Here is a 16,734-nt window from a genome sequence, read left to right as displayed (position 1 = left end):
CAGCGACCGAATCACCCCAACGAGAAGCCAAGTCCTATAACCCGACGCCAAGTTCGGTACGACAACGGCTTCTGAGTTGCCGGGGCTGGGTGGGTGTGCTGGGTTGGATGCACAAGGGCGGTTGCTGGTACGGGGTGACGTGCACGGTCGTGTGCTGCTGAAGCCCCCGGGTCGCGGGGGAGATGTAGACATCCCAACACTCTGGCCCAGGCGGCAGAGCGGGCGCTGCCACGCAGGCATGACGGGCGCTTTTGGGCAAGACAGTCCAGCAGGTTGGGGCACCACACTAGCCCGGCATTACCTAGCCCTGCCCGACCTCGACGACTCGATCTGCGCTACAGGGCTGCACGGTCAAGCGAGTCAGTCAGCTGCCTACCGGACAGAGGTCGATGCGCCGACGCCGCACGTCAGATCACGGCTGGGGCACGCGAAACAGCGTCGTGGACTGCTGGGTCGATAGTGCCGTTGAAACGTCGGTTGCCACGCCACCGCCCCATGCCACTCTGCGGTTGCCACAGCGAGCTGACGGCCACGTCCAGGCTGTGCTCTACCTTCCCTGCGGATCGTAGGCTTTGGGGATGGCGACTTCCGTAGGGCCCAAGTACGGCGGCGTGATCTTCGACTTCTTCGGGGTCCTGACCTTCAACATGGTCGAGGTGATCTCCTGTTTCGAGGATCGGGAGAAGCTCCGCCGAGGGACCTTTCTTCGCGCCTGGGCCGACCCACGGGGGAAGGAGCTGTTTCGGCAGCTCGAGTTGGGCCAGATCACCCAGACCGATTGGAACGTCGGGTTCGCTGCCCTGATCGGGGTCGCGCCGGACAACCTGATGGGCCGCTACCTCCACGATGCCTTCCCGGCCTATCCCGTGCTCAAGGTCGCGCGGCAGGCAAGAGCGGCCGGGATCAAGACCGCGGTGCTGTCGAACAGCCTTGGACGGGAACCGTACGACCCCTATGCCGGGTTCGACTTGCACGGCACCTTCGACGAGGTAGTGCTCTCAGCGGAACACGGGCTGCGCAAACCCGATCCGGCCATCTTCCGCCTCGTGCTCGACAAGCTCAGTGTGCCAGCCACGCAGTGCTTGTTCGTGGATGACAGCGAAGACAACCTCGCCGCCGCGTACGAACTCGGCTTGACACCTCTGCTCGCGTTGGACGAGGCGGTCGCGGCTCGGCGTCTTCGTGAACTGCTTCGTCTATCCGACCTGTAGGAACTCGCGTACGCCCGCGTGCGAGGTATGTGCGGACAGCTTCTCGCGAAGTCCCTTGAGCTCAGAGGCTGAGCGCGCGGAGTCCACCGAGCAGAGGCATCGGGCCGCGTGGTGGGCCTTGGCTACTGCTGCGTCCAAGTCGTGCATGGCAGATGGCTTCGGCTGCACGGGCCAGGTAAATCGCGTGACTGCGGGGGTATTCGTCGTCGCCTGGATAGGACGCCGTCATGGCGGCCTCGAAGCGGCGTACTGCCTCGGTTGGGTCTCCCAGTTGTAAGGCGGCAGAGCCGGCGATCATCTCGATCTCGCCGTAGTCGACCCAATACAGGCTCTTGGGGTCGTCGTCATGTGTTCCCTGTCCAGCGCGGTACGGGCGGTGTCCAGTTCGCGGGCGCACTCCGTCTTCGCGCCAGTCTTCGACAGTGCGCGGGCGGTTCGGGCGGCCAGCATGGCGTGCATACGGGGTGTCGCCTTGGTTCTCACCTGGTCTCGTGCCGTCTTCTGCAGCGAAATCGCCCTGGTAGCCTGTCCAGGGGTGGAGTAGCACTGGATCGCGGCGAACGAGAGTGCGTAGGCCCCGCTGATCGGATCGCCGGCCTCGGCGGAGGCTCGGAGAGAACCGTCGAAGAAGCGCTGGGCGATGCTCGGACGGCCTTGGTCGAAGGCGCTCCACGCCACTTGCCGGACCGCTTCGGACGCCAGCGCATGCAAGCGGCTCACCGTCGATCCGCGGTACCGACCGGACTTGATGAGCCTCACGATCAGGGACAGCTCACTGCGGGCCAGTCGGTACACCTCGCCACTGCCGAGTTGGTCGTCGAGGTGCCTGAGATGATCGAGACGGTCATCCACGTACGCGAACGGGGCCGGACCGTCGGGGAGAGGTTCAGACGTTCCAGTCAGCTGCTTCTGCTCGAACGCCCTGGACCAGTTCCCCGCTGAGACGGAGAGCGCGACCCCCGCGGCGAGGAACCTTCTGCGATCCACGCTGCTTCCATTCACCAAGTCAGCGAGAACCTTCAGGCTCCCGGGCTGGTCCCACGTCGCGTCCTTGCCGATCATCGCTCCAGAATCGCGCAGCGCCGCCACAAAGACGCCACCCGTGTCCAGCACCCTTGGAGGACGAGTCCGTCCGCCGCTGCGCGACCCGCGAAGCGCACGAGGAACTCGGCATCGGCGTCCTCGCCGAGGACCTGCACCTGGTCCACACCCTTCACCACCGCGACGAGGACGACGGCCACGCAAGGATCCAGCTGTTCTTCCGCGTCCACCAATACAGCGGCCAGATCGCCAATCGGGAGCCGGACAAATGCGCCGCGCTCCGCTGGTGGCCGCTCGATGCGTTGCCCGACAACACCGTGCCGTACACCGCGAGGGCGTTGGCCGCGATCACCGATCATCGGCCCTACGCAGAATGCGGGTGGACGACATGACGGACCGGCGCGGCAGCCGCACGTTTGGTCGAGCGCCCGTTCGAGTCCCGCGCCGACGCCGATTCCGTGCGCTCTGCCGTTGCCCCCGCCGAACACCCGATGCTGGGTGTCTTCCTGCCCGTCGAGGAAGCCCGAAGCTCTGGCCGGTTGCGGCGCATACGCGGCACTGCCCTGGCCACCACGTGCCTGCGCAGTCTCACCAGGCCCGTACCGACTGGGTGCGCTTCCCGTCGTCTCGGAGGTCCTGCCTTGCCTACCGAACACCCCCTTCCCGCCTGCCCCGTCGAGCCCGCCGACAACGAATGCGCGAACCGCACCTGGCGGGAAAGGAGGCGACGGTGACGCCCGCGCTGCTACCCGAGGCCGTGGCTGCCTTGGTCGGCAGTGCGGTCGGGCCGGTTGCGGACGCCCGGGTGTGCTCGTGGCCGCGTCCCGGGTCGAACGTGTGGGAGGTCCGCACGCAGGACGGGATCCGCGTGTTCGCGAAGGTGCATGCCACCGACAAGTTCCATAGCCGCGAGGTGGACGCGTACCGCACCTGGGTGCCACACCTCGGCGACCACGCCCCTGCGTTGCTGGCTGGCGACGCGGCGCTGCCCGGCATCGTGATCACTGCCGTTCCGGGAACTCCGGTGAAGCTTCAGCCCCTCACGTGCGCCGCGGAGCTGCGGGTGCACGCGCTGGCCGGTGCGGTGGCGCGACGTATCCACGACGGGGTACCCGGCGCGGCACCCACGGCACCGGCCGTGCCAGCAGACGCCGCCGCCAAGTATCTGGCGCGCGCCCCGATCACCGGTCGCGCCTTGGCTCTCGCCCGCGGGTTGCTGGCGGACGCGGCGGCGGTGCGCCTGCCAGTGGTGGCGACGCACGGCGACTTCCAGCCGCGCAACTGGCTGTACGTCCCGGATGAGGGACGCCTGCGGGTCGTCGACTTCGAGCGCGCCGAACCCGCCGCGGCGGTCCGGGACTTCCGACTGCTACCGAACGGGGCGTGGCTGGGGCGGTGGGACCTGCGCGAAGCGTTCCTCGGCGGGTACGGGCGTGCCCTATCCGCGGACGAGGAAGCGGCGTTGGCCGGGTACGTGGTGCTGGACGCGTTGGACTCGGCGAGGTGGGGCCGCGAGAACGGCGACGCGGAGGTGGAAGCGCGGGGTCTGGCCGGACTGGCGCGGTTGCGAAACGGGCCGTGAACGACCGGCCGACGTTCGCCGGCCTTCCGCATGCGCGTCCCGGTGTCGAGTGCGATGGAGGAGTTGCCGTGACTGATCCCAGTGTCGCCGTCCGAATCGAACTCACCGCAGTAACGGTCCGGTTCGGGCATGTCGGGCTCGGCTCGCGCGTAGGGAAGGAAGCCTCGGCATGACCGAGCACACCGATGCCGCGACGGGCGAGCATGCCGACGACATTCCGGCGCCGCGTTCCGCGCCCGACGAGCCTCCGGGCGTTCGGCTCACCGACGCGGATTCTGGGGAGGAGCGCGACGACGAGCTGACGTACGTCTCCGCCGCTGCGGAGACCGACGCCAAACTGCACACGGTGACCACCCGAGCGATGGCACTGCGACTGCCTCGGCTGATCGGCACCGCGCTGCGGCTGGCCTGGGGCTCCGACCGCAAGGTTCTGGTCGCGCTGCTGGCCTGCCAGGTGGCCGCCGGCGTGCTGGCCGCCGCCGGCCTCTTGGCAACCACCGCGACCATCACCGCGGTCATCTCCACCGGCGACGTCGTCGCCCGGTTACGCGACGCCGCCCCGGCACTGACCCTGCTTGCGGTCGCAGTCGGCGCGCGGGCCGGACTCGGGATCGTGGTGGTCTACCTGTCCCAGCGGCTGACCCCGTTGCTGGCGCGCAAAGCCGAGACGATGCTGCTGGAGGCGGTCGCGGTCGCCGAGTTGGAAGCCTACGACCACCCCAGGTTCCTCGCCCTCTACAACACCGCCGACCGCGGCGCGCAGTCCATGCGGCAACTGCTCACTCACTCGCAGGACGTCATCGCCGCGGTCGCGTCCTTCGCCGCCGCCGCGTCGGTGATCGCCTACCTGCACTGGCTGCTGCTGCCGCTTCTGTTCCTCGGGGCCGTGCCGCGCGGCGTTACCGCGGTGCGTGCCGCCCGGATCGAGTACCGCACCAGCACCGAGACCCAGCACGAACGCGTACTGCTGGCCAACCTGCGGTGGAACATCGCCGATGACTGGGGCGCCAACCAACTGCGCGCGTTCACCCTCGCTCCGCACCTCCTGGACGTCTACCAGCGGCACGCCGACAAGGTCGAACTCCTCCAGCGGCGTTCGGCGTTGCGTACCGCACGGGTGTCCGCGGCCGGTGCGCTGTGCGGAGGACTGGCGGCGGGACTGGTGTGGGCGGCGGTGTGCTGGCTGCTGGCCACCGACCGGATGAGCGTCGCCGCGGCCGGCACCGCGGTTCTCGCGCTCACCACGGTCAGCGGCTCCCTGGGCGGGATCGTGTCCGCGGGAACCTCGATGTACGGGTCCGGCCTGTACATGGACCAGTGGGACGCCTTCCTCCGGCAGGCGGGCGGGCACCGCATGTCCCTGCACCGAGGCAGCAACGTGGTCGACCAGCCCAGCCGGTTCCGTGCCGACAGCGTGTCCTTCACCTACCACAACCGCGACACCCCCGCCCTGGACGGCGTCACCCTCGAAGTGCAGGTCGGGAATATCGTCGCGCTGGTCGGCGAGAACGGCTCCGGCAAATCAACCCTCGCCAACCTCCTCACCGGCCTCTACCTGCCCACCAAGGGCGCGGTCACCTGGGACGGGCACGACACCCGCACCCTGGACCCGCACCACGGGTGGCGCCAGATCTGCTACCTGCCGCAGGACGTGGTGCGCTGGCCACTGGTCGCCCGCGACAACATCACCGCCGGCCAACAACGCCCTGACCACGAGCACGCCCTCGCCCACGCCCTCGCCGCGTCCGGCGCCGACGAGGTCGTCGCCGAGCTCAAGAACGGTCTCCGGACCAGCCTCGCGCACAAGTTCATGGGCGGCACCGACCTGTCCGGTGGACAGTGGCAGCGCATCAATCTCGCCCGCGCCTTCTACCGCGCCGGACGCCTTCTGGTCCTCGACGAACCGACCTCCGCCCTCGATCCCCGGGCCGAGCACAAGATCTTCATGGGGCTGCGTGCCCACGCCCACGACAGAGCGATCGTCCTCGTCACCCACCGGCTCGCCAACGTCGCACTCGCCGACGAAATCGTCGTCCTGGACCACGGCCGGGTCATCCAACGCGGCACCTTCGACGAACTCAAGGCCAAGCCCGGCCTCTTCCGCGAACTCTGGCTCCTACAGCAGGACCGATGAGCGGCCCGCCCGGTGCTCCATGCCCCTGGTCCGCTCTCGGAGGCCGCACGGGATCATACAGCAGGAACGTTGTCGATCACGGCGATGTGGATTATCTAGCGGGATCAGCGCGGGAGGTAATCCTCATGTGGCGTGGCCCGGGCCCACAACACGTCGAAAGCGGCGGTGTAGGTCTTGATCAGCTCGGCGTCCTGGCTGATGTCGCGAAAGGGATCGTCCGCGCGGCCGTTGCCGTCCCAGTGCGTGAGCATGATGGTCGTGGCGTCGAAGGTCCAGAAATCAACAGCGGGCACCAACAGGCCCACGGCGTTCCGCTGCGGCAGCCACCGGACTTGCTCACCGATGTTGACGTTGGCGAACGTCAGGTCGTACTCGTACCGGACATAGTCCGTCACCGGCTCCGACACGATCCTCAGGCGTCGGACGTCGATGCCTCTCTCCGTTGCTTCGCCGATGATCCCGTAGAAACCGCCGCGCCACCGCTCCTCGGAAGGGTCTGGCCGCCAACCCTCCAGCCAAGCCGGATAGTCAAGGTCCGCATCCACGGTGTACACGTCCCGAAGCTCGACGTGGATCACCGCATGCTCGGCATCGCGCATCAGCTGATGCTGCGGGAACGGAGACTCTGCGGCGGTCACTGTTCCTCCGTCGGCGCGGCCGGCTCGGCGGGGCGCGGGATGTGTTCGGCATCTCGGCATGCAACCGAAAATGACCCATGCTCCCCGGCCTGGGCGAGCCAGGTCGTGGTCACCGCGACGGCCTCGTCCTCCCGCTCCCGGGTGTCGAACCCGTGGTCCGAGCCGACCACCGTGTGGAACTCGGTGTTGCGCTTCGCGGCAGCAGCCTCGCGGGCGATCTCGTACGACACCGCGCTGTCCCGGTCGCCGTGCACCACCAGCGTCGGGACCTCGCTGTCGAGCAAGCAGTTCATCGGCTGGTAGCGGTTGAATTCCTCAAAAAGCACCCGACCGACCTCGAACTCGCCGTCCAGCTTCAAGAACCCCTGCGTCGACAGAAGCTTCTGCTGCTCGGCGTTGAAATTTGCGGAGCCCCACGGCAGTTCCGGCTCGACGAACGTGCGCCGCAGGTCCAGCACCGGATTCCACAACACCAGCCGATCAAGACGTTCCCCCAGCCACGGCAGGGAAAGCGACGTGGCCACCGCCCCAAAGCTCGACGCCACCACCGACAATGGGCCTGGGAACCGATGAGCCGTGTACTCGACCGCGGCCTGGAAGTCGAGCATCTCCCCGGCGATCGTGGCGCCGCGCTGCGTCCCGCCGCTACCGCCGTGGCCCCGGAACGAGAACCGCAGAGCATTGAAGTCGGCGTCAGCGAGGCGGTCCGCGAGACGTACGTACATCCCGCCCTCAGCCATGTCCGCGTTGATCCCATGCACCTGGATGACCGCGCCGCGCGTGCCTTGCGCCCGTGCCGGATGAACAGCAGCCTCAAGCCGCACGCCGTCGATCGACGCCAACTGCATCCGAAGGACTCCCATCGCGTGTCACGGCCCGCCTCCACGTCCACCAGATACACAACTGGCACTGTGGATCGTGACCAGGGCGGTGAGCACGTTGAAGGACGGAGCGGTGAAGGCACGCGGTCGAGCGAACCGTGCCCTTCGGCCTGAACGCCTACACGATCACCGTGCTCTGGTAAACACTCCAGGGCCGGGCCACCACCGCGACGCCGCCGCGGCCCGATGCCGCTCACTCTGGTCCACCGCCAAGACCGAGCCGTCCTTCGCGGACATGACCGCCAAGCTCCGCCGCGTGATCATCGCCGCCAGGTTTTTCCGCGGCCGACCCCGTCCAGCCCCCCACGCTGTCGCGGGCTAACGTGTGACCGCTCAAATACTCCCAGACAGGGAATGTCACTCTCCGGGAGTGGAGCAGCGTCGCCCGCAGGATCAGTAACTCGGTCACTGATGCCGGAGCCGCTGGCATATGTCCGTACCCTAGGCCGGTGACTTCCACAGCAAGATCTCATCCGAGTCTGATCGAGCGGACTGAGGCCCGTCGGCGAGCAACCTTGAGCGCGTTGGACAAGGGGACGCAGGTCGAGCTCGGCCAGTTCTTCACTCCTGCCCCCGTGGCTGACTACCTTGCATCGCTCGCGCGTCTGCCTTCCGGAGGCACACTCAGGGTTCTGGACCCGGGCGCGGGGGCGGGATCTCTGTCGGCAGCACTGGTGGCACGGGTGCTCGCCGAGCAGCCGGAGGTAAAGGTCACACTGACTGCCTGCGAGGTGGACAAGAAGCTCTCAGGCGTGCTGCAAGCCACGCTCGACGACTGCGAGCAGGAGGCAGGCGCGCTCGGCGGGTCCATCGCGACCGAAGCGCTCGAGACAAACTTCATCGGCTGGGCCGCGGACGATGGGACGTTGTTCCCGACGCAACCGGAGCGCTTTGACCTGGTCATCATGAACCCCCCTTACCGGAAGCTGGCACGCGCCTCGCGCGAGCGCCGCTTGGTCGAAGCGACTGCGGTTGAGGTCTCCAACCTCTACGCGGCGTTCTTGGCGCTGGGCGTGCGCGTCCTGAATCCCGGTGGCCAGCTGGTGGCGATCACGCCCCGGAGCTTCACCAACGGCGCGTACTTCCGAGCTTTCCGTCGCTTCTTCCTCGACCACATGGACCTTGACCTGCTTCACGTCTACGAGTCGCGCACAAGTGCGTTCGCCGACTCGGACGTCCTCCAGGAGAACGTGATCCTGTCTGCGGTCCGCCGCGACGGGCCTCAGAGCACTCCGGTCGTGATCTCTCTCAGCGACAGCCACCATCATGAGCCACAGCGGCGCACCGTCCCCTTTGCCGACGTCGTGCATCCTGCGGACCCAGAGGCGTTCATCCACATCAGCGCCGACGACGAAGATGCGGAACTCGCCGCGGCGTTGGCGGCCCTGCCCTCCACATTGGCAGACCTGGAGCTTCAGGTATCGACCGGCAAAGTGGTCGACTTCAGGGCAAAAGACCATCTTCGCGATGACCCTGAGCCCGGATCCATCCCCCTCATCTACCCGTTGCACATGAGGAACGGCCGTGTCACCTGGCCGGTGGCAGGCGCCAAGAAGTCCAACGCCATCATGCTCAACGAGGCCACGAAGAAGCTCGCGGTACCCAGCGGTCACTATGTCGTCGTCAAACGGATGTCCTCGAAGGAGGAACGACGTCGCGTCGTTGCAGCGCTGTTCGACCCTGCACATGTGCCCTGCGAGGCCATCGGCTTCGAGAACCACGTCAACGTGTTCAACCGACGAGGAGCGGGCTTGCCGGCCGACCTGGCCGCCGGCTTGCTCCTGTGGCTGAACTCCAGCCTCCTCGATCGCCTCATCAGGCGGTTCAGCGGCCACACGCAGATCAACGCGACTGACTTGCGAAACCTGCGCTACCCCTCCGCAGCTCAGTTGAGAGCCCTCGGCGCGGCTTGGGCCGGCGGTACATGGCCGAGCCAGGACCAGCTAGACGAACTGGTTGATCAGCATGTCGGCGGAGTGCCAGTCTGAACCTCGATGACTGACAACCTCTTCACAACAGATGATGAATCCGCCCGGTTGCAACGGGTGGCCGAAGCCAGGAACTTACTCACAGACCTGGGCTTCGACCCGGAACGATCCAACGAGCGATCCGCTCTCGTCCTTCTGGCGTTGCTTGACCTCACCCCGCACCAGCCATGGGCCTCCGCGGCAACACCCCTCCTGCGGACCGTCGAGATCATGGATTGGCTTCGGAGTCGCTACAACAAGGACTACAAAGCGAACACACGCGAGACGATCCGTCGTAAGACGCTTCATCAGTTCATCGAAGCTGGCCTGGTCATCCCCAACCCAGACAGCCCGACGCGGGCGGTCAACTCGCCCAAGAGCTGCTACCAGGTCGCCCCCGAAGCCCTCGCTCTGATCCGCACGTTCCAACAGCCGGAGTGGGAGGTTCGGCTCCGCGAATACCTCGTGACGAACGTCGGCCTCAAGGCGATGTATGCGAACGCTCGGGAGATGCACCGCATCCCCGTCACTCTGCCTGACGGCACACCGATCACCTTGAGTCCCGGCGGCCAGAACATACTGATCGTCGAGATCATCAACGAGTTCTGTCCCCGCTACACCCCGGGAGGGCACGTCCTCTACGTCGGGGACGCCGACGACAAGTGGAGCGTGTTCCAACGAACCGCCCTCGAGGGCCTCGGCGTGACCGTTGATACGCACGGCAAGATGCCGGATCTCGTCGTCTACCTGACGGACCGCAACTGGTTGGTGCTCATCGAGGCGGCTTCATCGCATGGGCCGGTCGACGCGAAGAGACACCGCGAACTCAAGGAGTTGTTCGCTGGCGCAACAGCGGGCCTGGTGTTCATCTCGTGCTTCCCGACCAGGGTCGAACTGCGCAAATATCTAGCGGATATCGCGTGGGAGACCGACGTGTGGTGCGCCGACAACCCCACACACCTCATTCACTTCAACGGCGAACGGTTCCTAGGCCCCTACGACGAGCCTGTCGCCGACTCGTAAGGCCCGTTTGCGTGCGGATGCCGCTACACCCGGCCAAGCTCGCGTACGTGCACATAACGTCGACGCCGCGGCCCGGCACCAACAGCCGGGCGACGGACCCGCTGGCGGCGGTGGCAGCGTGCCTAGGCAGCGACGCGCCGCAGCCCCTTCGAAGACTCGCTCGCGATCAGCGTGCGGCGCGTCTCACTCCGTCCGCACTGTGGTCGAGGCGGGCCGTGGACTGCTTGTTAGGCTGTGAAGCCGACAGGGCCTCGTGCGCAACTCGCCACGAGTATCCATCTGTTGTCGATTTCGGAACCTGTTCGGTTGGCACGCTCGTAGGATGGCTGCGCGATCACGCTTGCGAAGTGACGGGGGCGGAGTGCAGCGGGATGTACACGGCGGCAGACACCAACGGCGAACGCCGCAGCGTTCTGCACGGCGCCGATCCTCCCACTGGTCCGCTTGTCCCCCGAGGGATTTCCATCGGAGGTCTGTGGACGCGGGGACCTTGGCGTGTGATCGTCCATCAGGGGCTGCGGTGCTCGGCCGTCAGGGGTGGACATCTGGAAGCCGCGGCCGACGGGGAGGGTGCGATGGCTCTCGCGCCGACGCCTGAACAACAGGCAGCGCGGGACGTGTTCGCGTCAGGGCGGGACCTCGCCTTGGTCGCGGGGGCGGGAACCGGCAAGACGTCGACGTTGATCCTGATGGGCGGCGCAACCCGAAAGCAGGGCCTGTACGTCGCGTTCAACAAGTCGATCGCCGATGACGCGGGCACCCGGTTCGGGGCGAACGTGGAGTGCCGTACGGCGCATTCCCTCGCGTTCCGGGCCGTCGGGCGCCGGTACGGGGACCGCCTGAACTCCTCGGGCCACATCCCGACGCGCGAGACGGCGCGTCGGCTCGGGATCACCCGCGACCTCGCGGTCGACTCCCACCGGATCAAGGTCAACCACCAGGCCCGGCTGGTGACGAACATGGTCCGCCGGTTCTGCTACACGACCGACCGGCGGATCGCGGCCCGGCACCTGGAGTGGATCAACGGCCTGGACACGACCGCGCAGGAATACCTGGCCGGCGTGTTGATGCCGTACGCGCTCCGGGCGTGGGAGGACATCTGCTCGCCGGACGGCCGACTGCCGTTCAAGCACGACTACTAGGGATGGCACCCGAATACGCGGGAAAGGGGCCGTGAGATCGCGGGCGGTGGCTAAGCTGCTTGGGCCTTGTTGCGTCGTGAGTGGTCGGGGTGCTGGTGACGTCGATCGACCGCACCGCCTATCCGCGGTTCGAGCGGATGTCGGCGCGGGACGTGCCGGACGTGTTCATGCTGGCGGCCGAGGAGGTCGCGTGGGCGCGGGAGAAGACAACGACCGGTCCGCATTTGCTGTCGCTGGCGGCTTGGTTGAAGTCGTACCAATACCTCGGGTATTTCCCGAGGTTGGACCAGATCCCAGCAGCGGCATTGGTGTCCTTGCGTGCTGTGCTGGGTCTGGCCGAGGACGTTCGGTGTGAGGTGGACGCGGACCGGACGGCCAAGCGGCAGCGGGAATTCGTACGTAAGCGGTTGGGTGTGGTCTACGACCAGGCCGGGGCGCGGGTGATCGCTGAGGCGGCGATCCGCGCGGCCGCGCGGTCCAAGGACAACCCGGCCGACCTGATCAATGTGGCGCTGGAGCAACTGATCCGCAGGCGGCGGGAGCTGCCCGCCTTCTCGACGCTGAACGAGATGGCGGCGGCGATTCGCGCCGAGGTCAACCGGGGTGTGTTCGCGGCGGTCTCCGGGAGGGTCCCCGGGGACGCTCGGGCGCGGCTGCTGCGGTTGCTGGTGGTCGATCCGGCGGTGCGCCGCAGTCAGTTCGACCGGCTCAAGGACCCGGCGAAGGCCGCGACGGTCGGCAAGCTCAAGGCCAGGCTTGCGCACCTGGCGGCGTTGGACGCAATCGGTCCGACCGGGGCATGGCTGGTGGGGGTGCCGATGGCAAAGGTTGGGCACTTCGCCGGCGAGGCGCGTCTGACCGACGCCAACGACATGGGCAAGGTTGGCGAGGCCAAGCGGCTTTCGCTGCTGGCCTCGCTGGTGCACACGCTGCGGATCAGCGCACGCGATGAGGTGACCGACATGTTCTGCAAGCGCATGGCGGTCATCCACCGCAGGGGCCGCGAAAGGCTGGAGGAGTTGCGCGAGGCGCACCGCGCCGAGTCCGAGCGCCTATTGGAGGTGTTCGGCGAGGTGCTGGCCGCAGCCTGGGAAGGCACCGCCGCCGCAGACGACGATGCCACGTCGGTTGCCGGCGTCGACGGCCAGGGCGAGAGCTCGGCACCCGATGACGAGGGGCGCGGAGACGGCGGCGGCGATGCCGTCGCGGCCGCCGGCGAGGAGGCTGCGCGGCGTACAGGCGAGCTGGTGCTCAAGGTCTTGGAGGCCGGCGGCGGCCTGGGGGCCTTGACGGCCGCGCATGAGGCGGTGGCGGCGCACCACGGGAACAACTATCTGCCGCTGGTGGAGCAGTTCTACAAGTCGCATCGCTCGGTGCTCTTCACGCTGGTGGACGCGTTGGAGTTGGAGGCGACGTCGGCGGAGCGGGCGGTGGTGGACGCGGTGGCGTTCATCCGGGCGAACCGGGACCGGCGCGGGGAGTGGATCGAGGAGTCCACGGTGCACGTGCGCGAAGGCGAGAAGGTGGTTCTCGCGGTCGACGTGGACGCGTTCGCCTCAGGGATGTGGCGCACGACGCTGCGGGACAAGCGCCGCCCGGGGATGCTGGCGCGCCGGCACCTGGAGGTGTGCGTGTTCTCGCACCTGGCCGCGGAACTGCGCAGTGGGGATGTCGCGGTGGTCGGCTCGGACTCGTACGCGAACCTGTACGACCAGGTGATGAGCTGGGAGGAGTGCGCCCCGCACGCGGCGGAGTTCTGCGAGCAGGCCGGCATCCCGGCCGACGCGGCGGCACTGGCCGCGCACTACCGCGGGCTGTTGACGAAGACCGCCGGAGAGGTGGACGCGGGGTATCCGGCGAACACCGACCTGCGGTTGGAAGGCGGGCTACCGGTGCTGGCCCGCCGCAAAGGGGCCGAGCGCAGGCCGTCCGCACTTGCGCTGGAGAGCCGGATCCTGGAGCGGCTGCCCGAACGGTCGCTGCTCGACATCCTCGGGCGCACCGCGCACCTGACCGGCTGGCACCGACACTTCGGACCGCCGTCCGGGTCGGACCCGAAGATCCGCGGCGACGTGATGGGCCGCTACGTGGTGACGGCGTTCGCATACGGCGGGAACCTGGGGCCGACCGAGGTCGCGCGGCACATGCGCGGGGTCAGCGCGCACGAGATCTCCACTGCGGGAAACAAGCACGCCGACCCCAACAAGATCCATCGAGCGTCCGTCGACGTCATCGACGCGTTCGCGCAGCTGGACGTCGCCGGCATGTGGGGCGACGGGCGCACTGCGGCGGCCGACGGCTCCCAGATCGACACCTGGGAGAACAACCTGCTGGCCGAATCCCACATCCGCTACGGCGGGTTCGGCGGGATCGCGTACCGGCTGGTCTCCGACACCTATGTGGCGTTGTTCTCCCGGTTCATCCCGTGCGGGGTGTGGGAGGCGGTCTACCTGCTGGACCTGCTGCTGTCCAACGACTCAGCGATCCGCCCCGACTCCGTACACGCCGACACGCAAGGCCAGTCGCTGCCGGTCTTCGGACTTGCCGCATTGCTGGGCTTCGACCTGCTGCCGCGGATCCGCAACTGGCACGACCTCGTCTTCCACCGCCCGGACCCGTCCACCCGCTACCGGCACATCGACTCGCTGTTCGGCGACCACACCATCGACTGGGCCCTGATCAAGAGGCACTGGACCGACCTACTCCGCACCGGGATCTCGATCCGGGAAGGTCGGCTGTCCTCGGTGACGCTGCTGCGCCGGCTGGGCAACCACTCCAAGCGCAACCGCATTTACAAGGCGCTGCGGGAGCTGGGGTGCGTGGTGCGGACGGTGACTCTGCTGCGGTATCTGTCGGAGCCGGAGCTGCGGGAGCACATCACCGCGGTGACGAACCGCACCGAGGCGTTCCACAACTACGCGACGTGGCTGATGATCGGCGGGCGGCTCATCGGCCACAACGACCCCGACTACCAGGAGCGGGTGGTGAAGTTCAACGAGCTGATCGCGAACGCCGCGATCTACTCCACCGCACTCGACATCACCGACGCCGCGAACGCTCTGGCCGCCGAAGGGCATCCGGTCGACGTTGACGACCTTGCCACCATCTCCCCCTACATCACCCGCACGATCCGCCGATTCGGCGACTGGGTCCTCGACCTCGCCCCACCCGAGGCAAACCCGGCCACCCGGCTGGACCTGCAACCGGAGGTGCTGTTTCCCGCCACGGGCTGACCCTGTTTCCCGGCCGACCGGCAACAGCGTTCCGTTCGACGGCGGCGTGGATCAGTGCCGCACGGGAACGCCCGCTCGGTAAGGCGCTTGCACGTCCCCTCTGCGCACGCGGTAGGTGCCGTCACCGGTCACGTCGGAGCGCTTACGCGCTTCGGCGACGAGATGCGTCGGCCAGTTCGTTCCTGTGTTCCACCGCNCGCACGCGGTAGGTGCCGTCACCGGTCACGTCGGAGCGCTTACGCGCTTCGGCGACGAGATGCGTCGGCCAGTTCGTTCCTGTGTTCCACCGCATTTCGGCCTGTCCGGTCAGGACCCAGGCCGTTGTACGAGGACCGGGCCGGGTTCGGGCCGGCTCCGTCGCGTCACCCCGAACCCGGCCCGGCGGCCCATCTGTTCCTCCCGGGCATGGACACGGAGCGCCCGCCGACGGGAGTCGGCGCGGCGTGATCTCGGCGGCCACTCCGCCGCGTCCGGGCTACCGCGCAAAGCTGGTCATCCGTGAAACCCACAGGTCGGCGGCGCAAAGGAAAGTAGGCGACGGCGCGGCGTGGTCGTCAGCGGCTGGGGGCGTTGAATCCGCCGTCGGGGTACAGGATGGAACCGGTGAAGTAGGACGACTCGTCGCTGGCGAGGAACAGCACCGCGTCGGCCACTTCCCGCGGACGGCCGAAGCGCCCCATCAAGATCCGGTCGGTTGCGGCGCGGAATGCGTGGTCGTCGGCCCGGGTCTTCTCGGTCATGCCGGTCTCGTCGATGAAGCCGGGTCCGACGGCGTTGACGCGTATGCCGTGCGGCGCCAACTCGATGGCGAGCGACTTGGTGAGCATCCAGGCCGCGGCCTTGGAGACGTTGTACGGGGTGGACCCGGCAGATGCCCAGGCCGAGCACATCGAGGCGATATTGACGATCGCCCCGCCGCCGCCGGCGATCATCCTTCGGGCGACTGCCCGATCGGACTGCATCAGCCCAGTGAGATTGACGTCGAGAATGTTGCTCCACACCCGCGAAGAGAACGTCAGGCCGGCGGTGACCCCGTCGTGCTCGTCGCCCGAGGCCCCCTGCCCGTTGATGCCCGCTGCGGCAACCAGAACGTCGAGGCGCCCGAAGCGGTCGACCGCGTGTTGGGCCATGTCCTCGCACGCTTGGGCGTCGCGGACATCGGCGGCGTATGCGCTCGCCCGGCCGCCGGCTTCGACGATTTCGCCTGCGACCCGCCGTGCCCGGTCGAGCGAGAGGTCGGCGACGACCACCCCGTCTGCACCCTCCTCCGCCAACCGCAACGCGCACCCGCGCCCGATGCCGTTGCCTGCGCCGGTGACCACGACCACCTTGTCCTGCATCCGACCGGAACCAGACGACATGAGACCTCCTCGAAAGCGCCGCCCGACGGAGTACGGCCCGCACCTACCGGGGGCGCTGTATGGACACTTTCGTTTACCGGCTGGATCATCGACGCTTCGCCTGACGCAGGCCTTGGCCCCGTTCTCCTGGCTCCATTCCGCCGTGCCCGTCTGGCTCGGCGTCGAAGAACAGCCCTCGACCGCTGGCGGTGCGTCCTCGGTCACGAACCCGTGCCGGCCTCCGCGGCATTGCGTGCCACGGCCCGTGCGATGAGGTTCTCGTCGCCGTCCGACCAGGCGGAAAACAGGATGATGCACTCGATGCGCCAGCCGTTCGCTGTGCGGAGCATGTGGTTGGTGTATGTGCCCCGCGCCAGCCAGAAGGTGCCGCCCTCCGCTCCGTCAAGGAGGTGGTGTGCGTGCAGGCCGGAGTAGCAGACCGCCCGGTCGGGGTCGTCCTCGTCGAACTTGAGCTTGCTTCGCTTTGACGGACACCGTCGTTGTGGTGGTCAGGCCGCGGTGAGTGCGGCTTCGTATTCGAC

The 16,734-nt window shown here is 67.7% G+C and carries 12 protein-coding genes and 1 pseudogene; 8 read left to right on the top strand and 5 right to left on the bottom strand.

Annotation, left to right across the window (positions count from 1 at the left end; genetic code table 11):
• Window positions 1–578: 578 nt before the first annotated feature.
• Window positions 579–1,211: an HAD-IA family hydrolase gene (locus tag ACRX5S_RS40475; protein ID WP_436778302.1), complete on the top strand. Its 633-nt coding sequence runs from the start codon at window positions 579–581 to the stop codon at window positions 1,209–1,211.
• 294 nt (window positions 1,212–1,505) lie between these two features.
• Here ACRX5S_RS40475 and ACRX5S_RS40470 read toward each other — a convergent pair whose 3' ends face one another.
• Entirely contained in the window at window positions 1,506–2,273 is a 768-nt protein-coding gene (locus ACRX5S_RS40470; protein WP_436778301.1) for a hypothetical protein, read from the bottom strand.
• Between the two features lie 14 nt (window positions 2,274–2,287).
• Between ACRX5S_RS40470 and ACRX5S_RS40465 the strand changes: the two are divergent.
• The 3 genes and pseudogenes from ACRX5S_RS40465 to ACRX5S_RS40455 all read left to right on the top strand — a co-directional run.
• Window positions 2,288–2,644: pseudogene (locus tag ACRX5S_RS40465) on the top strand (NUDIX domain-containing protein); the annotation flags it as partial.
• Window positions 2,645–2,982: 338 nt separating this feature from the next.
• Window positions 2,983–3,834 (top strand): phosphotransferase family protein, encoded by an 852-nt coding sequence (locus tag ACRX5S_RS40460; protein WP_436778300.1) that lies wholly within the window; start codon window positions 2,983–2,985, stop codon window positions 3,832–3,834.
• A gap of 169 nt (window positions 3,835–4,003) precedes the next feature.
• Window positions 4,004–5,968, top strand: coding sequence for an ATP-binding cassette domain-containing protein (locus ACRX5S_RS40455; RefSeq protein WP_436778299.1), 1,965 nt, complete (start codon window positions 4,004–4,006; stop codon window positions 5,966–5,968).
• A gap of 104 nt (window positions 5,969–6,072) precedes the next feature.
• On the opposite strand, the gene ACRX5S_RS40450 is transcribed toward ACRX5S_RS40455, so the two are convergent.
• Complete coding sequence (locus tag ACRX5S_RS40450) at window positions 6,073–6,606, bottom strand: DUF6879 family protein (RefSeq protein ID WP_436778298.1); 534 nt, start codon at window positions 6,604–6,606, stop codon at window positions 6,073–6,075.
• A complete protein-coding gene (locus ACRX5S_RS40445; protein ID WP_436778297.1) occupies window positions 6,603–7,454 on the bottom strand; it encodes an alpha/beta hydrolase in 852 nt (283 codons plus the stop codon). Before ACRX5S_RS40445 ends, ACRX5S_RS40450 begins: the two co-directional genes overlap by 4 nt.
• 557 nt (window positions 7,455–8,011) lie before the next feature.
• On the opposite strand from ACRX5S_RS40445, the gene ACRX5S_RS40440 reads away from it, so the two are divergent.
• The 4 genes from ACRX5S_RS40440 to ACRX5S_RS40425 all read left to right on the top strand — a co-directional run bounded on the left by ACRX5S_RS40440 (window position 8,012) and on the right by ACRX5S_RS40425 (window position 14,852).
• Window positions 8,012–9,475 (top strand): Eco57I restriction-modification methylase domain-containing protein, encoded by a 1,464-nt coding sequence (locus tag ACRX5S_RS40440; protein WP_436778296.1) that lies wholly within the window; start codon window positions 8,012–8,014, stop codon window positions 9,473–9,475.
• Window positions 9,476–9,481: 6 nt separating this feature from the next.
• Window positions 9,482–10,477, top strand: a complete 996-nt coding sequence (locus ACRX5S_RS40435) for a BsuBI/PstI family type II restriction endonuclease (protein WP_436778295.1) — start codon at window positions 9,482–9,484, stop codon at window positions 10,475–10,477.
• Between the two features lie 575 nt (window positions 10,478–11,052).
• Complete coding sequence (locus tag ACRX5S_RS40430) at window positions 11,053–11,619, top strand: hypothetical protein (RefSeq protein WP_436778294.1); 567 nt, start codon at window positions 11,053–11,055, stop codon at window positions 11,617–11,619.
• A gap of 95 nt (window positions 11,620–11,714) precedes the next feature.
• Window positions 11,715–14,852: a Tn3 family transposase gene (locus tag ACRX5S_RS40425; protein WP_436778293.1), complete on the top strand. Its 3,138-nt coding sequence runs from the start codon at window positions 11,715–11,717 to the stop codon at window positions 14,850–14,852.
• Window positions 14,853–15,406: 554 nt separating this feature from the next.
• Here ACRX5S_RS40425 and ACRX5S_RS40420 read toward each other — a convergent pair.
• Together ACRX5S_RS40420 and ACRX5S_RS40415 are read right to left on the bottom strand one after the other, a co-directional pair.
• Window positions 15,407–16,192: an SDR family NAD(P)-dependent oxidoreductase gene (locus tag ACRX5S_RS40420; protein WP_436778303.1), complete on the bottom strand. Its 786-nt coding sequence runs from the start codon at window positions 16,190–16,192 to the stop codon at window positions 15,407–15,409.
• Between the two features lie 221 nt (window positions 16,193–16,413).
• Window positions 16,414–16,542 carry a hypothetical protein gene (locus ACRX5S_RS40415; protein WP_436778292.1) on the bottom strand — a complete coding sequence of 43 codons (129 nt, stop codon included), beginning with the start codon at window positions 16,540–16,542 and terminating at the stop codon, window positions 16,414–16,416.
• Window positions 16,543–16,734: the final 192 nt, after the last annotated feature.

Source organism: Yinghuangia sp. YIM S09857 (assembly GCF_051388915.1).
Taxonomy (GTDB): Bacteria; Actinomycetota; Actinomycetes; order Streptomycetales; family Streptomycetaceae; genus Yinghuangia.
Note: the sequence above shows the minus strand (reverse complement) of the source record. Positions and strands in the feature narration are given on the sequence as shown.